The sequence below is a fragment of the Peribacillus frigoritolerans genome (genome assembly GCF_030676415.1).
In the GTDB taxonomy this organism is placed as follows: Bacteria; Bacillota; Bacilli; order Bacillales; family DSM-1321; genus Peribacillus; species Peribacillus frigoritolerans_A.
Genome location: NZ_JAUUTW010000001.1, coordinates 1 through 18,018 on the forward strand (window position 1 = coordinate 1; position 18,018 = coordinate 18,018).

Below are 18,018 nucleotides of genomic sequence, written 5' to 3' on the forward strand. Positions count from 1 at the left end.
TCGAATACCTAAAAAAGAAAGGCTATACAATCGCTCCATCTGAACAACAAACTGCATAACCAGTTAAATAACGACATAGTACATTTACCCCCATCAAAAAAATGAGAATATGGAGGGTTTATTTTAGCATGGCTTTTTTACTATTGTGTTTTCATACAAAAAATCCTTACTTAATAGTGCTAATAGAATGGCGATTTCGCTTATGAAATCTAGGGTGAAAGAGCTATTTATCATAATTTTGATGTTAAATACGAACATTTTTAAATGAAAAAACATCTAACGTTCGATAAAATTAGACTATCACTTCTAAATTAGACATGTTAAAATGGAGTAGAATTTCTAATGAATTATTGGTAAGGCTTTTTCATGCTTTTTTGAAGGCATGTTGCACATAAATACTAAAAAGCGAATCACGCACATTTTGAGGAGGAATTACGGAATGAATCGTTTAGCAAAGCAAGATGAGCAAGTGTTTAACGCAATTCAACTGGAATTAGGGCGTCAAAGAAGTAAAATTGAGCTTATTGCTTCTGAAAACTTCGTGAGTGAAGCTGTCATGGAAGCGCAAGGGTCGGTCTTGACTAATAAGTATGCAGAAGGATACCCTGGAAAACGTTACTATGGCGGTTGTGAGTATGTAGACATCGTTGAAGATCTAGCACGTGAGCGCGCGAAAGAAATTTTCGGCGGGGAGTATGTGAATGTACAGCCTCACTCTGGAGCTCAAGCCAATATGGCCGTTTACTTTACAGTGCTTCAAACTGGCGACACAGTGCTTGGAATGAACCTTTCGCATGGAGGTCACTTAACACATGGAAGTCCAGTTAACTTCAGTGGTGTTAACTACAATTTTGTTGAATATGGTGTAGACGAAAAAGATCACCGTATCGATTACAATGATGTATTGGAAAAAGCGCGTCAGCACAAACCGAAATTGATCGTAGCGGGTGCAAGTGCATATCCACGTGAAATTGACTTCAAGCGATTCCGTGAAATTGCAGATGAAGTCGGGGCTTATTTAATGGTCGATATGGCGCATATTGCAGGTTTAGTTGCGGCTGGATTACATCAAAGTCCAATTCCTTATGCTGACTTTGTAACGACAACTACTCATAAAACACTTCGCGGACCACGCGGAGGGATGATCATCTGTAAAGAAGAATTCGGTAAGAAGATCGATAAATCCATCTTCCCTGGAATTCAAGGCGGTCCGTTGATGCATGTTATATCCGCTAAGGCTGTTGCATTCGGAGAAGCGCTTCAAGATGAATTTAAAGTATATGCACAACAAATCATCGACAATGCTAAACGTTTGGGCGAAGGTTTGAAGAAAGAAGGGTTCACTCTTGTTTCTGATGGAACGGACAATCATTTGATTCTTCTTGATGTGCGCTCTACTGGATTAACGGGAAAGATCGCAGAGCATGTTTTGGATGAAATCGGTATTACCGTGAACAAAAATGCGATTCCTTATGACCCGGAAAAACCATTCGTTACAAGCGGTATACGTATTGGGACTGCGGCAGTGACATCACGTGGCTTCGGATTGGAAGACATGGATGAAATAGCTGCAATCATCGGACTTGTTTTGAAAAATAATGAAGACGCAGCTAAACTTGAAGAAGCGAAACAGCGTGTTGAATCATTAACGAACAAATTTGAATTATATCCTTCATTGTAATATCGGAACTGCTCCCTTTTAAAGGGAGCGGTTTTTTTTGTATCTTATGGAAGGTCATTGTGTTAGAAGAGTCAGAATAGTGAAAATAGGTCTGAAATCTAAACCTTTATTGAAGATTGAACCATTTTTCTGTAAAATAGGTTGAAGTGAATTTTAAAAGACACGAAAATTTTTCTATTCGATTAGGGAAATCATAAAAAAGCGCAAAACTAAGCAATGGAATTGGAGAGATGCTAAATGGGAAAAGTTTATGTTTTCGATCACCCGTTAATTCAACACAAATTAGCCTATATACGTGATATAAATACAGGAACAAAAGAATTCCGTGAACTAGTGGATGAAGTTGCATCATTGATGGCATTTGAAATCACGAGGGATATGCCGCTGGAAGAGGTTGAAATCCAAACGCCTGTAAGCACAGCGAAAGTGAAAATGCTTTCTGGTAAAAAAGTGGGGATCGTCCCGATTTTACGTGCAGGCATAGGGATGGTGGACGGAATCATTAAGCTGATTCCTGCTGCAAAGGTCGGACATGTTGGTCTTTACCGTGATCCAGAAACATTGAAACCGGTTGAATATTATGCGAAAATGCCAAGTGATTTGGCAGAAAGGGAATGCATAGTCGTTGACCCGATGTTAGCCACTGGCGGATCAGCCATCGAAGCGATCCATTCCATTAAAAAGCGCGGTGCAGTCAATATTAAATTCATGTGTTTGATTGCAGCTCCAGAGGGTGTAGAAGCTTTAAAAGAAGCTCATCCTGATGTTGATATTTATATTGCGGGTCTAGACGAAAAACTGAATGAACATGGTTATATCGTTCCCGGTCTTGGAGACGCAGGAGATCGTTTATTCGGCACAAAATAAGGAAAGAAACTGAGGTGTCACGAATGAATAAACCGATAAAAGTCATGACCATTTTCGGGACGAGACCAGAAGCTGTCAAAATGGCTCCCTTAGTACTCGAATTTCAAAAACACCCAGAATATTTCAAGCCGATCGTTGCTGTTACGGCTCAGCATCGCCAAATGTTAGATCAAGTTCTCGAACTATTTTCCATACAGCCGGACTATGACTTGGACATAATGAAGGAAAGGCAAACGCTTGCTGACATTACAACAAGAGCATTAAATGGTCTTGATTCCGTAATGAAGGAAGCTAAACCTGATATTGTTCTTGTACACGGTGATACAACCACAACGTTTGTCGCAAGTCTGGCAGCTTTTTATAATCAAATTGTCATTGGGCATGTAGAAGCGGGGCTGCGCACATGGAATAAGTATTCCCCCTTTCCCGAAGAGATGAATCGACAGCTTACAGGTACGATGGCAGATTTGCATTTTGCGCCGACTTCGAAAGCGGAGGGGAATCTGCTGAACGAAAACAAGAAGGATAATATCTTCGTGACGGGAAATACGGCAACCGATGCTTTAAAAACGACTGTAAGGTCCACGTATTCCCATCCGGTTTTAAATGGACTTGGAGAAGACAGGCTCATTTTGCTTACCGCCCATCGCAGGGAAAATCTAGGGGAACCCATGAGGAATATCTTCAGGGCCGTAAAGAGAATCATTGCTGAGCATGATGACGTTCAAGTGGTATATCCTGTCCATTTAAATCCGCTTGTTCAAGAATTAGCAAACGAAATTCTCGGGGACGATCCGCGGGTTCATTTGATCGAGCCGCTGGATGTATTGGATTTCCATAACTTCGCTTCAAGGGCCTATCTGATATTGACTGATTCTGGAGGAATCCAGGAAGAGGCACCGTCACTTGGTGTACCTGTCCTAGTTTTAAGGGATACGACCGAACGTCCTGAGGGGATTGCGGCTGGAACCTTAAGATTGGCTGGTACTGATGAACAAACCATATATAATTTGGCACATGAATTGCTCACCGATCAAGAGGTGCACGAAAGAATGTCCAAAGCTTCGAATCCATATGGGGACGGAAATGCTTCTGTCCGCATAGCTGAAGCCATCCGTTACTATTTTAAGCAGGTAAATATGCCGCCAACTAGATTCGACTCATAAAAAAGGAAAAGCCACGCGCTTTTCCTTTTTTTATTTGCATACTCCAAGGTTGTTGAGAAAAGATAACTGCTAAGGGGATGATTATGTTGGCAAAGAAAACGTTCATAGTGTTTGTTTTCCTTTTTATATTTACTTATCAAAATGAAAAGGGAATGGGATCCGTCATTCTGCCGCCTTTACCAAAGCTATCTGAATCTAAGGAAGTAACGGTTGTTGTCACGATGGATAAGGCGTTTCAGCGAAAAAAGATCGAAAAGCTGCTTCAAAAATATCCATCCCTTCAATTACGGAATGTTTATTCGGTGGCCCTGAATGGATTTTCCCTTCATGGGAAAATGAATGAGATAGAACAACTTAAAAAGGAGGATGAAATTCAGGCTGTAACGGAAGTATCCGTTTATCAAGCCGTGTTGGATAAAAGTGTCCCATACATAGGAGGAGGCAGGGTCAGGGGTTTCTTTGATAAGGAGAATCACCGGATCACCGGGAAAGGGGTAAAAGTAGGAATAATAGATACTGGAATCGATTATACACATCCAGATTTGCAACGTGCTTATAAAGGAGGCAAGGACCTGGTTGATGGTGATGAAGATCCGATGGAAACCAAAAATCAAGGCGACCTGGATACATTACATGGTACTCATGTGGCAGGCATCATTGCAGCCAATGGAAAAATGAAAGGCGTCGCACCAGAAGCGGAGATATATGCATATCGAGCTTTGGGACCAGGTGGTGCAGGAGATACAGATCAAGTACTGACGGCCATTGAGTCAGCCATGAAGGATAAGGTGGATGTATTGAACCTATCTCTGGGTAATAACGTCAATGGCCCTGATTTACCTATCTCCCTTGCGTTGAATAAGGCTGTGGAAAGCGGCATCGTTGCCGTGACATCAAACGGGAATTCCGGTCCGGCTGTATGGACCGTCGGCTCACCCGGAACAGCGGAAAAAGCGATTTCCGTTGGGGCCTCGACTCCTCCCTTAAGGGTTCCGTATATGATTTATGGACTTGGATCGAAAAAGCATCAATCTCATTTAACCCTGTTTCAAGGCTCTAAAAAATGGAACCTGACGTTTTCCGAGGATGTCATATATGGGGGGCTGGGTAATGAAAAGGACCTGAAACATGTTCGCGATAAGATTGTTTTGATGGAACGTGGCACACTTACCTTCCAGCAGAAAGTATCCAATGCAGAAAAGGCAGGTGCAAAGGGGGTAATTGTTTATAATAATACGAGCGGGACCTTTACTGGAAGCTTGGAAAAAGAAATGAACATCCCAGCTGCTTCTATTAATAGAAGAGATGGATTGCAGCTTAAGCAAATCATGGAGCAAGGGCAGAGCAAAACCGTTCAATTTGTTTATAAGAACGAGCAGGATAGGCTCGCGGATTTTAGCTCCAGGGGACCGGTAACCGTATCATGGGGAATAAAGCCTGACGTATTGGCACCGGGAGTGGCAATTGAAAGTACCATTCCTAAAGGATACATGTCCCTGGATGGAACAAGTATGTCCGCACCGCATGTTGCAGGAGCATGCGCCTTAATCCTGCAAAAACACCCTGAATGGACTCCTGATCAAGTGAAATCTGCATTGATGAGCACTTCAAAGCCATTGAGGAAATCTGTAAATCAATTGTATCACACATATGAACAGGGGGCTGGACGCATCCAGGTCGACGAAGCATTAAAAGCGGACACGCTCTTGAATCCAAGCTCATTGTCCTTTGGGATGTATACAAAAAAAGAAGGAATTGAAGAGCATCATGAAACGATAGTCATAGAAAATACCGGAACGGAAATAAGGAAGTACTCTTTCATGGTCCCATTAAAAGAGACGGGACTCACTTGGGAATTGCCGAAATCCCTGACTTTGAACCCGAAGGAAAAGAAACAGATAAAAGTGGGACTGCAGGTCAACCCAGCTGAGCTTAAAAAGGGAGTCTTTGATGGATACCTCATTATAATGGAAGGAACCAAAAGAATATCCCTTCCTTATTTATATGTAAAAGAAGAGCCGGATTATCCAAGGATCATGGGATTTGATTTTGGACAAGGGGACCGGGAAGGCACATATCGATACGAAATGTACCTTCCGCGTGGGGCTGAAGAATTCGGTATTGCCCTTTATGAGGAAGATAGCTTGAAATTCGCTGGATATTTGGATTGGTCCAGATCGGCACCTTCCGGTTTGATCAAAAAAGATGTATTGAAAAAGAACTTGCCGCCTAAAGGAGTGTATAAAGCGATAATCTTTGCGAGAAGGGGCGGAAGGGAAGATCGGATAGAAAAGACGTTACTTATTGAGTGAATAGGGGACAATAAGTAAAATAAAATGGATGTCAATAGTATAAAAAATATAATTTGTGAACAATTCGTTAATAATTACAAACCTGTGACAAATTTCACTAACCACTCATTGACAATGATTCTAGCCTATTGTATGCTAACAAAGGATGTAAAATGAGAGGGTTTTCAGTAGCCCGGCATGCAGATTTTTACAGCATGAAATGTTTTCTATCCTCCACCAAATTCAACCGCGAGGATGCAACTTGCGTCAAATGATCGCCGTCTAAAATGGCTATGACTTTGATGTCAGCGATTCTTTCTCAAATAGTCGGATCAGTTTTGTTCGGTATCTTCATTTACTTGTCAGAACCTAAGATTCGAACCGCTGCTATTAGTAATTGGCCTTCTTTGTAGACTTGCTAGGTTTACAAGCAATGCTTCATTCAGTACGAAAATATTTCTCAGGAGATTAAATGAAAATGCCAGAAATGAAAATCATATTCAACAGGCAGAGTAAATATATAATTTTTCTTCTGGCGGTTTATGTTGTTGGATGGGGACTTACGAGTTATCAAGCCGTTTTTGCTGGGCTTATACTGGGTACGAGTTTGAGTTTATACAATTTATGGCTGATCAATCAGAAAATGAAAAAATTCAGTCAGGCGCTTGATGAGGGAAAGAAAACTAAATCTCTTGGGACGATGACACGAATGGCATCCGCAGGTCTAGCGGTACTCATTGCATTGGAATTTCCGGAGCATTTTCATCTGATTAGTGTTGTATGGGGATTAATGACAGCTTATATTGTCATTTTTATAGATTTTTTCATCCAATTAATACGTCGATAGCGGGGAAGAGAGGTGAATATAGTTGAATCATGGAGCACCCTTATACGATTTTATGGGTCTAACCTTTAACTTGAGTAACGTCCTAATGATTACAGTTGCCAGTCTAGTTGTGTTCATACTTGCTGTGCTTTGTACACGTAAGCTGGCAATGAAGCCAACTGGCATGCAGAATTTCATGGAATGGATTATGGATTTCGTTAAGGGTATTATTAATAGTAACATGGACTGGAGAACAGGTGGTCAGTTTCAACTGCTTGGTATGACTTTGCTAATGTACATTTTTGTGTCCAATATGCTAGGTCTTCCGTTTGCAATTAGTTACGATGGAGTGCTTTGGTGGAAATCACCAACAGCCGACCCAGTTATCACATTGACTCTTGCAGTCATGGTTTTAGGTTTAACGCATTATTATGCTATAAAAATGAAAGGCGCCAAGGGTTACTTTAAAGCTTATAAAAACCCAATGACACTTGTAGAGGAATTTACAAACTCCTTGACACTTGGTCTGCGTCTATATGGTAACATTTATGCTGGTGAAGTTTTGCTGAGTCTATTAGCGGGAACCCTAGCATTTAGTGGAGCTGCCGGATTTATTGGTGCAATTGTGCCTACATTAGTATGGCAAGGCTATAGTATTTTCGTCGGTAGTATCCAAGCGTTTATCTTTGTCACGTTAACAATGGTTTATCTGTCTCATAAAGTCAGTGACGACCATTAATTATAAGTTCATTTAGAACTAAAAAAATAATAAATTTTGATACAATCTAAGGAGGATATTTATAATGACAGGTTCAGTAGGTCTTCTTGCAGCAGCAATTGCAATTGGTTTGGCAGCACTAGGTGCAGGTATTGGTAATGGTATGATCGTTTCAAGAACAGTAGAAGGTATCGCTCGTCAACCAGAAGCTCGCGGTATGCTTCAAACAACAATGTTCATCGGGGTAGGTTTAGTTGAGGCGATGCCTATCATCGCGGTAGTAATCGCATTTATGGTATTTGGTGCTTAATAGAACCTTTAAAAAGTTCAAAAATGGCGAAGTTCGTTCCATGTGAACCTTCGCCTTTCCTTTATGTCCACAATCCTGTTTTTATACAGTTTAAGAGCATAGTTTTCTAAAGTTCATATAATGAACGCTTTAAGAAGTGAAACTCGTGAAGGGAGTGAACCAAGCGTGTTAACAAGCAGCTTTGTACTTGGGTCAACGTCTCATGGCTTTAATGGCGGAGACATGTTATACCAATTAGTAATGTTTATCATTTTGTTAGCGTTGCTGAAGAAATTTGCATGGGGTCCTCTAATGGGCATCATGACTCAACGTGAAGAACATGTTGCAAATGAAATTCAAGCAGCTGAAGCTAGCAGACAAGAAGCACTTAAATATTTAGAAGAACAACGTGAAATCGTAAAACAATCTCGCACTGAAGCGGGACAACTCATAGAAAACGCAAAACTTCAAGGTGAAGCACAGCGTGAAGAGATCGTGAATCAAGCACGTCTTGAAGCTGACCGCGTCAAAGAATCAGCTAAGCGTGAAATCGTACAGGAAAAAGAAAAAGCCATTACGGCATTACGCGAGCAAGTGGCATCTTTATCCGTACTTATTGCTTCTAAAGTAATAGAAAAAGAACTATCCGAAGCAGATCAAGAGCAATTGATTAATGACTACATTCAAGAGGCAGGAGAAGGGAAATGAGCGATATAACAGTAGCAAAGCGTTATGCCGTTGCCCTTTTCCAAATTGCGAAAGAGCAAAATCTCATTAACCAACTTGAAGAAGAGCTTCGCATAGTGAATGAAGTTTTTACAAATGATAATGAGCTATTAAGCTTCCTGGCTCATCCTAAAATGACTAAAGATGCAAAAGGCGCTTTGATTGCAAATGCTTTTGCAAGCCTTTCTTCTTCCGTTCAAAACACTGTGATGTTAATGGTGGAACGTCATCGTACAGATGATGTGACAGCAATGGCACAAGAGTTCATCGAACTTGCGAATGAAGAAAACTCAGTAGCTGATGCAACGGTCTATACAGTTCGTCCATTGACTGAAACGGAAGTGGAAGCTGTGTCTACATCTTTTGCTGCAAAAATCGGCAAAAGAAATTTACGCATTACTAATATTACGGATAGCAATATCCTTGGCGGCATCAAACTACAAATCGGTAACCGCATATATGACGGGACGATTAGCGGTAAGCTAGATCGCCTTAGCAAACAACTATTAGGTTAATATTCACAGATAGGGGTGAAATTCATGAGCATCAAAGCTGAAGAAATCAGTGCGCTGATTAAAAAGCAGATTGAAAACTATCAGTCGGAAATTAAAGTAAGCGATGTTGGTACGGTTATCACTGTTGGTGATGGTATCGCACGCGTTCATGGTTTAGATAATGCAATGTCTGGGGAGCTCTTAGAATTTTCCAATGGTTCAATGGGATTAGCACAAAACCTTGAGCAAAATAACGTGGGTGTTGTTATTCTTGGACCATTCAGAGACATTAAAGAAGGCAGTGAAGTTCGCCGTACTGGAAGAATCATGGAAGTGCCAGTTGGAGAAGAATTAATCGGACGTGTCGTGAATCCGCTTGGACAACCATTAGATGGTCTTGGCCCGATCGCTACGACAAAAACTCGTCCAATCGAAAGCCCTGCAACAGGTGTAATGGACCGTAAATCAGTTCATGAACCTTTACAAACAGGTATTAAAGCTATCGATGCATTAGTTCCAATCGGTCGTGGACAACGTGAGTTAATCATTGGTGACCGTCAAACTGGTAAAACATCAGTTGCGATCGATACAATCCTTAACCAAGCTGACCAAGATATGATCTGTATCTATGTTGCAATCGGTCAAAAAGAATCAACGGTTCGTGGAACTGTCGAAACACTACGTAAAAATGGTGCTTTGGATTACACAATCGTTGTATCTGCATCAGCTTCTCAACCAGCACCACTTTTATACCTGGCTCCATACGCTGGTGTGACAATGGGTGAAGAGTTCATGTTCGCTGGCAAGCACGTTCTTGTGGTTTATGATGATCTTTCTAAACAAGCATCTGCTTACCGTGAACTTTCCTTGCTACTTCGCCGTCCTCCAGGTCGTGAAGCATTCCCAGGGGATGTATTCTACTTGCACTCCCGTTTACTAGAACGTGCAGCAAAATTGAATGACACTTTAGGTGCCGGTTCAATCACTGCGCTTCCATTTGTTGAAACACAAGCAGGCGACATCTCTGCTTACATTCCAACAAACGTAATTTCCATCACTGATGGTCAAATCTTCTTGCAATCCGATTTGTTCTTCTCGGGTGTACGTCCTGCGATTAACGCTGGTCTATCCGTATCCCGTGTTGGTGGGTCTGCACAAATTAAAGCGATGAAAAAAGTTGCCGGTACATTACGTCTTGACTTGGCTTCATACCGTGAATTGGAAGCATTCTCTCAATTCGGTTCTGACTTGGATGCTGCAACACAAGCAAAGCTTAACCGTGGTGCGCGTACAGTTGAAGTTCTAAAACAAGATCTAAACAAACCGATCAAAGTTGAAAAACAAGTCATGATTTTCTATGCATTGACTAAAGGTCATTTAGATGATATTCCTGTATCGGATATCCTTCGTTTTGAAGAAGAATACTATGTGTTCCTAGATCGTTCTCATCCGGAATTATTAGATCACATTCGCACAACTAAAGGTCTTCCTGAAGATGCTGCTATCGTTGCTGCAATTAACGAATTCAAAAAGAACTTCGTTATTTCTGAATAATAAAGGTCTAACTAATTTATAAAGGGTGGTGAGAATGAATGGCCTCTTTACGCGATATTAAGTCTCGGATTACTTCAACGAAAAAGACGAGTCAAATTACAAAAGCGATGCAGATGGTATCTGCTTCTAAAATGAACCGTGCGGAAGCTAATGCTAAAGCATATGTTCCATATATGGAAAAAATTCAAGAAGTGGTATCCAGTATTGCGAACGGAAGCACGGATGCATCGCATCCAATGCTTACTTCACGTCCCGTTAAGAAAACCGGTTACTTGGTAATCACATCGGACCGTGGATTGGCTGGGGCATACAATAGTAGCATCCTTCGCCACGTTCATAAAACCATTCTTGAACGCCATAAATCCAATGATGAGTTCGTCATTATCGCAATCGGAAGGGTTGGCCGTGATTTCTTTGTCAGCCGTAACATGCATGTAGAGCTTGAAGTAATTGGGGTTCCCGATCAGCCGTCTTTCGCTGACATTAGCTCCCTTGCAAAATCAACAGTGAATTTATATCTGAATGAGCTGTGTGATGAACTTTATATGTACTATAACCATTATGTCAGCCCAATCCAGCAGGATGTAACGGAAAAGCAAGTCCTTCCGTTAGCTGACTTCAATACTTCCAATGCAACATTGACTTCTTATGAATTTGAACCGAATGCAGAAGAAATTCTTGAGGTATTACTGCCTCAGTACGCTGAAAGTTTGATTTATGGTGCTTTGTTAGATGGTAAAGCAAGTGAGCACTCTGCACGTATGACTGCAATGAAAAATGCGACCGATAATGCAAAAGAGTTGATTGACTCACTTTCATTACAATATAACCGTGCACGTCAGGCAGCGATCACTCAAGAAATTACAGAGATTGTCGGCGGTGCAGCAGCTTTAGAATAAAATCATTAAAGGGGCGGTCGGCCCGGACGATATGCTGGCCGTTCCATAAACTTGATAGTCGTTATAAGCAACGTTAGGAGGGAAAACGATGAATATAGGACGCGTTACTCAAGTTATGGGTCCGGTTGTTGACGTGAAATTCGAAGACGGACAACTTCCTAAGATCTATAACGCGTTAAGAATCGAAAATACAGCGTCTGGTACAGGACTAACTCTTGAAGTAGCCCTTCAACTAGGTGATAATACAGTTCGTACTGTAGCAATGTCTTCCACTGATGGTTTAACTCGTGGTGCAGAGACTGTTGATACAGGAGCTCCAATTTCAGTACCTGTAGGTGAAGTTACTCTAGGTCGCGTTTTCAACGTATTAGGGGAAAACATTGACCTATTTGAACCACTTACAGCAGAGGTGCGTCGTGATCCAATTCACAGACAAGCACCAACATTCGAGGAATTATCAACATCAGTTGAAATTCTTGAAACGGGTATTAAAGTAGTAGATTTACTTGCACCTTACATCAAAGGTGGTAAGATCGGTCTCTTCGGTGGAGCCGGTGTTGGTAAAACTGTACTTATTCAAGAACTTATTAATAACATCGCACAAGAGCACGGCGGTATCTCGGTATTCGCTGGTGTAGGTGAGCGTACTCGTGAAGGGAATGACCTTTTCTACGAGATGACTGATTCTGGTGTTATTAAGAAAACGGCGATGGTATTCGGACAAATGAACGAGCCGCCAGGTGCACGTATGCGTGTTGCCCTTAGCGGTTTGACAATGGCTGAATATTTCCGTGACGAACAAGGACAAGACGTTCTTTTCTTCATCGATAACATTTTCCGTTTCACACAAGCAGGTTCTGAGGTTTCTGCCCTACTAGGCCGTATGCCTTCAGCGGTAGGTTACCAACCAACGCTTGCTACTGAAATGGGTCAATTGCAAGAACGTATCACTTCAACAAATAAAGGTTCTGTTACATCCATTCAAGCGATCTATGTACCTGCCGATGACTATACGGATCCGGCTCCAGCTACAACTTTCGCTCACTTGGATGCAACAACTAACCTTGAGCGTAAACTTTCTGAAATGGGTATCTACCCTGCAGTTGATCCATTGGCGTCTTCTTCTCGTGCCCTTAGCCCAGAAGTTGTTGGAGCTGAGCACTATAAAGTGGCTCGTCAAGTGCAATCGACTTTACAGAAATATAAAGAACTTCAAGATATTATTGCCATCTTGGGTATGGATGAATTAAGCGAAGACGAAAAAGTAATCGTTGCCCGTGCTCGTAGAATTCAAAACTTCTTGTCGCAGAACTTCCACGTGGCTGAACAATTCACTGGTCAAAAAGGATCTTATGTACCAGTTAAAGAAACAGTCCAAGGATTCAAAGATATCCTAGCTGGAAAATATGACGAACTTCCTGAAGATGCTTTCCGTCTAGTTGGCCGCATCGAAGAAGTTATTGCTAAAGCAAAAGAAATGGCTTAATTAAAGGGACCTAGGAGGGAATGAAATGAAGACCATTAAAGTCAATGTTGTTACTCCCGATGGCCCAGTATATGATGCAGAAGTTGAAATGGTAAGCACTAAAGCTAAAAGCGGTGAGCTGGGAATCATGGCTGGACACGTTCCAACTGTAGCCCCGCTTACCATTGGTGCTGTCCGTCTTAAAAATGGAAGCAACACAGACTATGTAGCTGTAAATGGTGGCTTCTTAGAAGTTCGCCCTGATGTGGTAACCATTTTGGCTCAATCTGCTGAAAGAGCTGAAACTATCGATCTTGCACGTGCTCAAGCAGCAAAAGCCCGTGCTGAACAAAGATTGCAGAACAATGATGGATCAAATGATGCCAAAAGAGCTAATTTAGCGCTTAAACGTGCCATCAACCGAATCCAAATTGCAGAAATGCGATAACTTTAATTGATGAAAACACCTGATCGAGCCATTCGTGGTAAGATTAGGTGTTTTTTTTAACCAAAAGGTTTTTGAGGATTATTGACATGGAATATCGGAATTTGGAAAAAAAGGTCGAATTATAGAGTAAAGTATTTTCCATTTTAAACCTTAACTCGTCGACATGCTTTTATCCTAATGTTATAATGTATACGCTTACATTTATTGCTTCATACCCCCTCCTTTCACGTTGCTTCTAAAAGAATGTTACCCTGCATAATATTTAAAACGGTATCCAAAAAGAAGACAAGCAAATTTAAATTGTACCCATTTAACATGATTTATCCATAAAGGGAGATGAACATGGGACAGCTGCATATTTACCAAAATAACTATTTAATTGTATTTGTTTTCCTTTGTCTAGGCATTTTATTACCCGTAATCGCTTTATTTCTTGGTAGACTGCTAAGGCCTTATAAACCGACAGATATGAAATATACGACTTATGAAAGTGGAATCGAGCCTTTTCAGGATTCAAGGGTTCAATTCAATGTCAGGTATTATCTATTCGGATTGATGTTCGTCATATTTGACGTAGAAACGGTTTTTCTTTACCCATGGGCGGTTGCCTATGATGAACTCGGACTGTTTGCATTGATTGAAATGCTGTTTTTTGTCCTGATCCTTATGCTAGGGCTAATCTACGCTTGGAAAAAGAAGGTGTTAAAGTGGAATTGAAGTTGGATGAACTTACCCCTAAAGAAATGGAAGAATTGCGCCACAGCATTTTTTTATCCACACTTGAACAAATAAAAGGCTGGGCTAGAAGTAACTCACTCTGGCCAATGACTTTCGGTTTGGCATGTTGTGCAATTGAAATGATGGGTGTCGGCTCCTCTCATTATGATTTGGACCGATTTGGTTCATTTTTTCGGACATCACCCAGACAATCGGATGTCATGATTGTCTCAGGAACGGTAACGAAAAAAATGGCTCCAATAATAAGTAGATTATACGAACAAATGCCAGAACCGAAATGGGTTATTGCAATGGGATCCTGTGCAACTGCTGGTGGGCCTTATGTTCACTCTTACTCAGTGGTCAAAGGAGTAGATCAAATTGTACCTGTCGATGTATATATACCGGGTTGTCCCCCAAACCCAGCTGCACTTATTTATGGAATCAATAAATTAAAAGAAAAAATCCGTTACGAGGCGAAAACCGGAAAGCGGGTGATATAGATGAGTGAAAAGGAAGACTTAGCAAAACAAAAGGCAGCGGCAGCGGCCAAGGCGAAAGCAGCGGCACTGGCCGGAAAACAGGCGAAAGAAGAAGCAGCGGAAAAGCCGGAAGGCGAAATGGATATAGCGAAGCAAAAGGCAGCGGCAGCGGCCAAGGCGAAAGCAGCGGCAATGGCCCGAAAACAGGCGAAAGAAGAAGCGGCGGAAAAGCCGGAAGGCGAAATGGATATAGCGAAGCAAAAAGCGGCGGCAGCGGCCAAGGCGAAAGCAGCGGCAATGGCCCGAAAACAGGCGAAAGAAGAAGCAGCGGAAAAGCCGGAAGGTGAAATGGATATAGCGAAGCAAAAGGCGGCGGCAGCGGCCAAGGCGAAGGCAGCGGCAATGGCCGGAAAACAGGCGAAAGAAGAAGCGGCGGAAAAGCCAGAAGGCGAAATGGATATAGCGAAGCAAAAAGCGGCGGCAGCGGCCAAGGCGAAGGCAGCGGCAATGGCCCGAAAACAGGCGAAAGTAGAAGCGGCGGAAAAGCCGGAAGGCGAAATGGATGCAGCGAAGCAAAAAGCGGATGCAGCGGCCAAGGCGAAGGCAGCGGCAATGGCCCGAAAACAGGCGAAAGAAGAAGCGGCGGAAAAGCCGGAAGGCGAAATGGATACAGCGAAGCAAAAGGCAGTGGCAGCGGCCAAGGCGAAGGCAGCCGCCGTTGCCAAAGCGAAAGCGGCTGCTGCGAAGAACAGGACTGCTGTAAAGGAAAGCAAGGAAGTTAACACCCCTAGCGAACTTTCTCCAAACCAGTCGAAACTCGATCAAATTGTTTCTGCTATTGAAAGCCATGTAGGACAAGGGGCATTATTAGAGCACTATATTAATAGATTATCAAAAGATGTACCCACTTTAGTGGCTAATCCGGATACATATTTCTCAATAGCAAAATTTTTGCGGTACGATGAACAGCTTAACTTTTCATATTTATCGGAACTTCATGGTACGGATTTTGAATCCCATATGGAAATCTATGTACATTTACATTCATTCAAAATGAACCAATCAGTTGCCTTGAAGGTGAAGCTTGATAGGGATTCTCCCGTTATTCCATCATTGGTCCCATTATGGTCAGGAGCAAATTGGCCAGAATGTGAAGCGTATGATTTATTAGGTATTAACTTTTATGAACATCCTGATTTAAAGCGGATTTTACTTGGTGAAGATTGGAAAGGGTATCCCCTTAGAAAAGATTATCAGCCTTATGATGTGGAGGTGTAAGCCCAATGTTAAGGACGGAAGAAATGCTTCTCAATGTCGGGCCGCAGCATCCGAGTACACATGGTGTTTTTCGGCTTGTCATCAAGATTGACGGTGAAATTATAAAAGAGGCTACACCTGTCATTGGGTATCTGCATCGCGGTACGGAAAAACTAGCGGAAAATCTGCAATATACACAAATAATCCCATATACCGATCGGCTCGATTATCTAGCGGCAATGACAAATAATTATGTGCTTTGCCATGCTGTTGAGACAATGATGGGGGTGGAGATTCCCGAAAGGGCAGAATATTTGCGGGTTATCGCAATGGAATTGGGCAGAGTTGCAAGCCACCTTGTCTGGTGGGGGACATACTTGCTGGATATAGGTGCGACGAGCCCTTTTCTATATGCCTTTCGAGAACGTGAAATGATCGTTAATTTATTGACTGAATTGTCAGGGGCACGCCTTACATTCAATTATATGCGTGTCGGAGGTGTGAAATGGGATGCTCCTGAAGACTGGATCGAGAAGGTTGCCGAGTTTGTCCCTTATATGAGGGAGCAGCTTGCCGGTTACCATGAGCTTGTGACAGGGAATGAAATCTTTGTTAATCGGGTTAAAGGGGTGGGCATCTATACGAAGGAAGAAGCCTTGCAGTATTCGCTTAGCGGTGCCAACTTAAGGTGTACGGGTGTGAAATGGGATTTACGGAAAAATGAACCATATTCCATTTACGACAGGTTCACATTTGATGTTCCTACAAGGGAAGAGGGTGATGCCTTTTCACGCTATCACTGTAGAATGGAAGAAATCGAAGAATCACTGAAAATCATCGAGCAGGCTGTTGAGCAATTTCCAGAAGGGCCGGTCCTTGCTAAAGTCCCTAAAATAATAAAGGTTCCTAAGGGTGAAGCATTTGTCCGAATTGAATCACCAAGAGGGGAAATCGGCTGTTATATCGCGAGTGAAGGGAAAAAGGAGCCATACCGTTTGAAATTTCGCAGACCTTCGTTTTATAATCTGCAAATTCTTCCGAAATTATTGGAAGGGGAAAATATGGCGAACTTGATAACGATATTAGGTGCAATCGATATCGTTTTAGGGGAGGTGGATGGATAAATGATCAAGGATCTTCTCCACTCCGCTCCAAGTCTACTGAATTTTGGCATTTTTTTTGGTTTGGCAGTCCTGCTCCTGTTCGTCGTATTAGGGTTTGTAACCTATGGAATCCTTTCAGAGCGAAAAATCATGGGATTCATGCAGATGCGTGTCGGCCCAAACCAAATTGGGGGGAAATGGGGTCTCTTGCAGACCGTTGCTGATGTTTTGAAACTCCTGATCAAGGAAGATACGATACCAAAAAAAGCTGATAAGCCGTTATATATTTTAGCCCCGGTAATTGCTTTTGCTCCTGCTTTCATGGTCCTTGCCACCTTGCCATTCACCGATGCCTTCCAATTTGCTGATATAGGTGTCGGATTGCTTTATTATATGGCGATTTCCGGCATATCGACCATCGGCATCGTCACTGCGGGGTGGGCATCCAATAATAAATATTCTTTAATTGGCGGAATGAGGGCAGCCGCGCAAATGATATCTTATGAGATCCCTTTGGTGATGTCCCTAGTGGGAATCGTCCTCTTAACAGGCAGTTTAAACTTGAATGATATAGTTGCAGCCCAGGAAAAGGTTTGGTTCATTTTTCTCCAGCCGATTGCGTTCATCGTGTTTTTTATTGCATCGGTTGCCGAGTTGAACAGGGTTCCTTTTGACCTTCCGGAAGCGGAATCAGAACTTGTTGCAGGCTATCATGTTGAATACTCTGGATTTCGCTGGGCCTTCTTTATGTTATCCGAATATGTGTATATGTTTGCAATGGCAACGCTAACCACTGTATTATTTTTAGGAGGATGGAATTCTATTCCGTTTTTGGATTTTATTCCGGCAGCCATCTGGTTCGGTCTGAAGTTCAGTGCCGTATTCTATGTATTGGTCTGGATTCGTGTAACCTTTCCTCGTATAAGGGCCGACCAATTGATGGAATTCGGGTGGAAAGTCCTGCTTCCGGTTGCATTAGCAAATATATTTTTGACGGCACTAATAAAAGAATTGATTAACCTTTTTTAGAAACTA

General features: G+C 42.1%; 18 protein-coding genes. All 18 read left to right on the top strand.

Annotated elements, in window-relative coordinates; genetic code table 11:
- Positions 1–439 precede the first annotated feature (439 nt).
- The 18 genes from glyA to nuoH all read left to right on the top strand — a co-directional run bounded on the left by glyA (position 440) and on the right by nuoH (position 18,012).
- Entirely contained in the window at positions 440–1,681 is a 1,242-nt protein-coding gene (glyA, locus tag Q8G36_RS00005) for a serine hydroxymethyltransferase (protein WP_289333868.1), read from the top strand.
- 237 nt (positions 1,682–1,918) lie between these two features.
- The gene (upp, locus tag Q8G36_RS00010; RefSeq protein ID WP_034315825.1) at positions 1,919–2,548 is read left to right on the top strand and encodes a uracil phosphoribosyltransferase; all 630 of its coding nucleotides are present in this window, start codon (positions 1,919–1,921) and stop codon (positions 2,546–2,548) included.
- A gap of 23 nt (positions 2,549–2,571) precedes the next feature.
- Positions 2,572–3,714 carry a non-hydrolyzing UDP-N-acetylglucosamine 2-epimerase gene (gene wecB, locus Q8G36_RS00015; RefSeq protein WP_305158415.1) on the top strand — a complete coding sequence of 381 codons (1,143 nt, stop codon included), beginning with the start codon at positions 2,572–2,574 and terminating at the stop codon, positions 3,712–3,714.
- Positions 3,715–3,800: 86 nt separating this feature from the next.
- Positions 3,801–6,026, top strand: coding sequence for a S8 family serine peptidase (locus tag Q8G36_RS00020; protein WP_305158416.1), 2,226 nt, complete (start codon positions 3,801–3,803; stop codon positions 6,024–6,026).
- Positions 6,027–6,483: 457 nt separating this feature from the next.
- Positions 6,484–6,852, top strand: a complete 369-nt coding sequence (locus Q8G36_RS00025) for an ATP synthase subunit I (RefSeq protein WP_305158707.1) — start codon at positions 6,484–6,486, stop codon at positions 6,850–6,852.
- A 22-nt stretch (positions 6,853–6,874) separates the two neighbouring features.
- Positions 6,875–7,570, top strand: coding sequence for a F0F1 ATP synthase subunit A (atpB, locus tag Q8G36_RS00030; protein WP_305158417.1), 696 nt, complete (start codon positions 6,875–6,877; stop codon positions 7,568–7,570).
- A gap of 64 nt (positions 7,571–7,634) precedes the next feature.
- On the top strand, positions 7,635–7,859 hold the full coding sequence (atpE, locus tag Q8G36_RS00035) for a F0F1 ATP synthase subunit C (RefSeq protein ID WP_305158418.1): 225 nt from the start codon (positions 7,635–7,637) through the stop codon (positions 7,857–7,859).
- A 165-nt stretch (positions 7,860–8,024) separates the two neighbouring features.
- Entirely contained in the window at positions 8,025–8,546 is a 522-nt protein-coding gene (gene atpF / locus Q8G36_RS00040) for a F0F1 ATP synthase subunit B (protein WP_289318259.1), read from the top strand.
- The gene (locus Q8G36_RS00045) at positions 8,543–9,079 is read left to right on the top strand and encodes a F0F1 ATP synthase subunit delta (protein WP_289314312.1); all 537 of its coding nucleotides are present in this window, start codon (positions 8,543–8,545) and stop codon (positions 9,077–9,079) included. The genes atpF and Q8G36_RS00045 overlap by 4 nt, the downstream gene beginning before the upstream one ends.
- 24 nt (positions 9,080–9,103) lie before the next feature.
- Positions 9,104–10,612 (top strand): F0F1 ATP synthase subunit alpha, encoded by a 1,509-nt coding sequence (gene atpA / locus Q8G36_RS00050; protein ID WP_048685849.1) that lies wholly within the window; start codon positions 9,104–9,106, stop codon positions 10,610–10,612.
- Between the two features lie 38 nt (positions 10,613–10,650).
- The gene (locus Q8G36_RS00055) at positions 10,651–11,511 is read left to right on the top strand and encodes a F0F1 ATP synthase subunit gamma (RefSeq protein WP_101223833.1); all 861 of its coding nucleotides are present in this window, start codon (positions 10,651–10,653) and stop codon (positions 11,509–11,511) included.
- Positions 11,512–11,599: 88 nt separating this feature from the next.
- A complete protein-coding gene (atpD, locus tag Q8G36_RS00060; RefSeq protein WP_101223832.1) occupies positions 11,600–12,997 on the top strand; it encodes a F0F1 ATP synthase subunit beta in 1,398 nt (465 codons plus the stop codon).
- A gap of 25 nt (positions 12,998–13,022) precedes the next feature.
- Positions 13,023–13,424 carry a F0F1 ATP synthase subunit epsilon gene (locus Q8G36_RS00065; protein WP_048685840.1) on the top strand — a complete coding sequence of 134 codons (402 nt, stop codon included), beginning with the start codon at positions 13,023–13,025 and terminating at the stop codon, positions 13,422–13,424.
- A 342-nt stretch (positions 13,425–13,766) separates the two neighbouring features.
- Positions 13,767–14,141, top strand: a complete 375-nt coding sequence (locus Q8G36_RS00070) for an NADH-quinone oxidoreductase subunit A (RefSeq protein ID WP_076368347.1) — start codon at positions 13,767–13,769, stop codon at positions 14,139–14,141.
- Positions 14,142–14,167: 26 nt separating this feature from the next.
- Positions 14,168–14,644, top strand: coding sequence for a NuoB/complex I 20 kDa subunit family protein (locus Q8G36_RS00075; RefSeq protein WP_305158708.1), 477 nt, complete (start codon positions 14,168–14,170; stop codon positions 14,642–14,644).
- Positions 14,645–15,901 carry an NADH-quinone oxidoreductase subunit C gene (locus tag Q8G36_RS00080; RefSeq protein ID WP_305158419.1) on the top strand — a complete coding sequence of 419 codons (1,257 nt, stop codon included), beginning with the start codon at positions 14,645–14,647 and terminating at the stop codon, positions 15,899–15,901. It abuts the gene before it with no gap.
- Between the two features lie 5 nt (positions 15,902–15,906).
- Positions 15,907–17,004, top strand: coding sequence for an NADH-quinone oxidoreductase subunit D (locus tag Q8G36_RS00085; protein WP_305158420.1), 1,098 nt, complete (start codon positions 15,907–15,909; stop codon positions 17,002–17,004).
- A complete protein-coding gene (gene nuoH / locus Q8G36_RS00090; RefSeq protein WP_305158421.1) occupies positions 17,005–18,012 on the top strand; it encodes an NADH-quinone oxidoreductase subunit NuoH in 1,008 nt (335 codons plus the stop codon).
- Positions 18,013–18,018 lie beyond the last annotated feature (6 nt).

Bases quoted from the DNA above. Each gene is read 5' to 3' on its own strand.
- glyA (WP_289333868.1), top strand. From the start codon at position 440: ATGAATCGTTTAGCAAAGCAAGATGAGCAAGTGTTTAACGCAATTCAA.
- upp (WP_034315825.1), top strand. From the start codon at position 1,919: ATGGGAAAAGTTTATGTTTTCGATCACCCGTTAATTCAACACAAATTA.
- wecB (WP_305158415.1), top strand. From the start codon at position 2,572: ATGAATAAACCGATAAAAGTCATGACCATTTTCGGGACGAGACCAGAA.
- Q8G36_RS00025 (WP_305158707.1), top strand. From the start codon at position 6,484: ATGCCAGAAATGAAAATCATATTCAACAGGCAGAGTAAATATATAATT.
- atpE (WP_305158418.1), top strand. From the start codon at position 7,635: ATGACAGGTTCAGTAGGTCTTCTTGCAGCAGCAATTGCAATTGGTTTG.
- Q8G36_RS00045 (WP_289314312.1), top strand. From the start codon at position 8,543: ATGAGCGATATAACAGTAGCAAAGCGTTATGCCGTTGCCCTTTTCCAA.
- atpA (WP_048685849.1), top strand. From the start codon at position 9,104: ATGAGCATCAAAGCTGAAGAAATCAGTGCGCTGATTAAAAAGCAGATT.
- Q8G36_RS00055 (WP_101223833.1), top strand. From the start codon at position 10,651: ATGGCCTCTTTACGCGATATTAAGTCTCGGATTACTTCAACGAAAAAG.
- atpD (WP_101223832.1), top strand. From the start codon at position 11,600: ATGAATATAGGACGCGTTACTCAAGTTATGGGTCCGGTTGTTGACGTG.
- Q8G36_RS00065 (WP_048685840.1), top strand. From the start codon at position 13,023: ATGAAGACCATTAAAGTCAATGTTGTTACTCCCGATGGCCCAGTATAT.
- Q8G36_RS00070 (WP_076368347.1), top strand. From the start codon at position 13,767: ATGGGACAGCTGCATATTTACCAAAATAACTATTTAATTGTATTTGTT.
- Q8G36_RS00075 (WP_305158708.1), top strand. From the start codon at position 14,168: ATGGAAGAATTGCGCCACAGCATTTTTTTATCCACACTTGAACAAATA.
- Q8G36_RS00080 (WP_305158419.1), top strand. From the start codon at position 14,645: ATGAGTGAAAAGGAAGACTTAGCAAAACAAAAGGCAGCGGCAGCGGCC.
- Q8G36_RS00085 (WP_305158420.1), top strand. From the start codon at position 15,907: ATGTTAAGGACGGAAGAAATGCTTCTCAATGTCGGGCCGCAGCATCCG.
- nuoH (WP_305158421.1), top strand. From the start codon at position 17,005: ATGATCAAGGATCTTCTCCACTCCGCTCCAAGTCTACTGAATTTTGGC.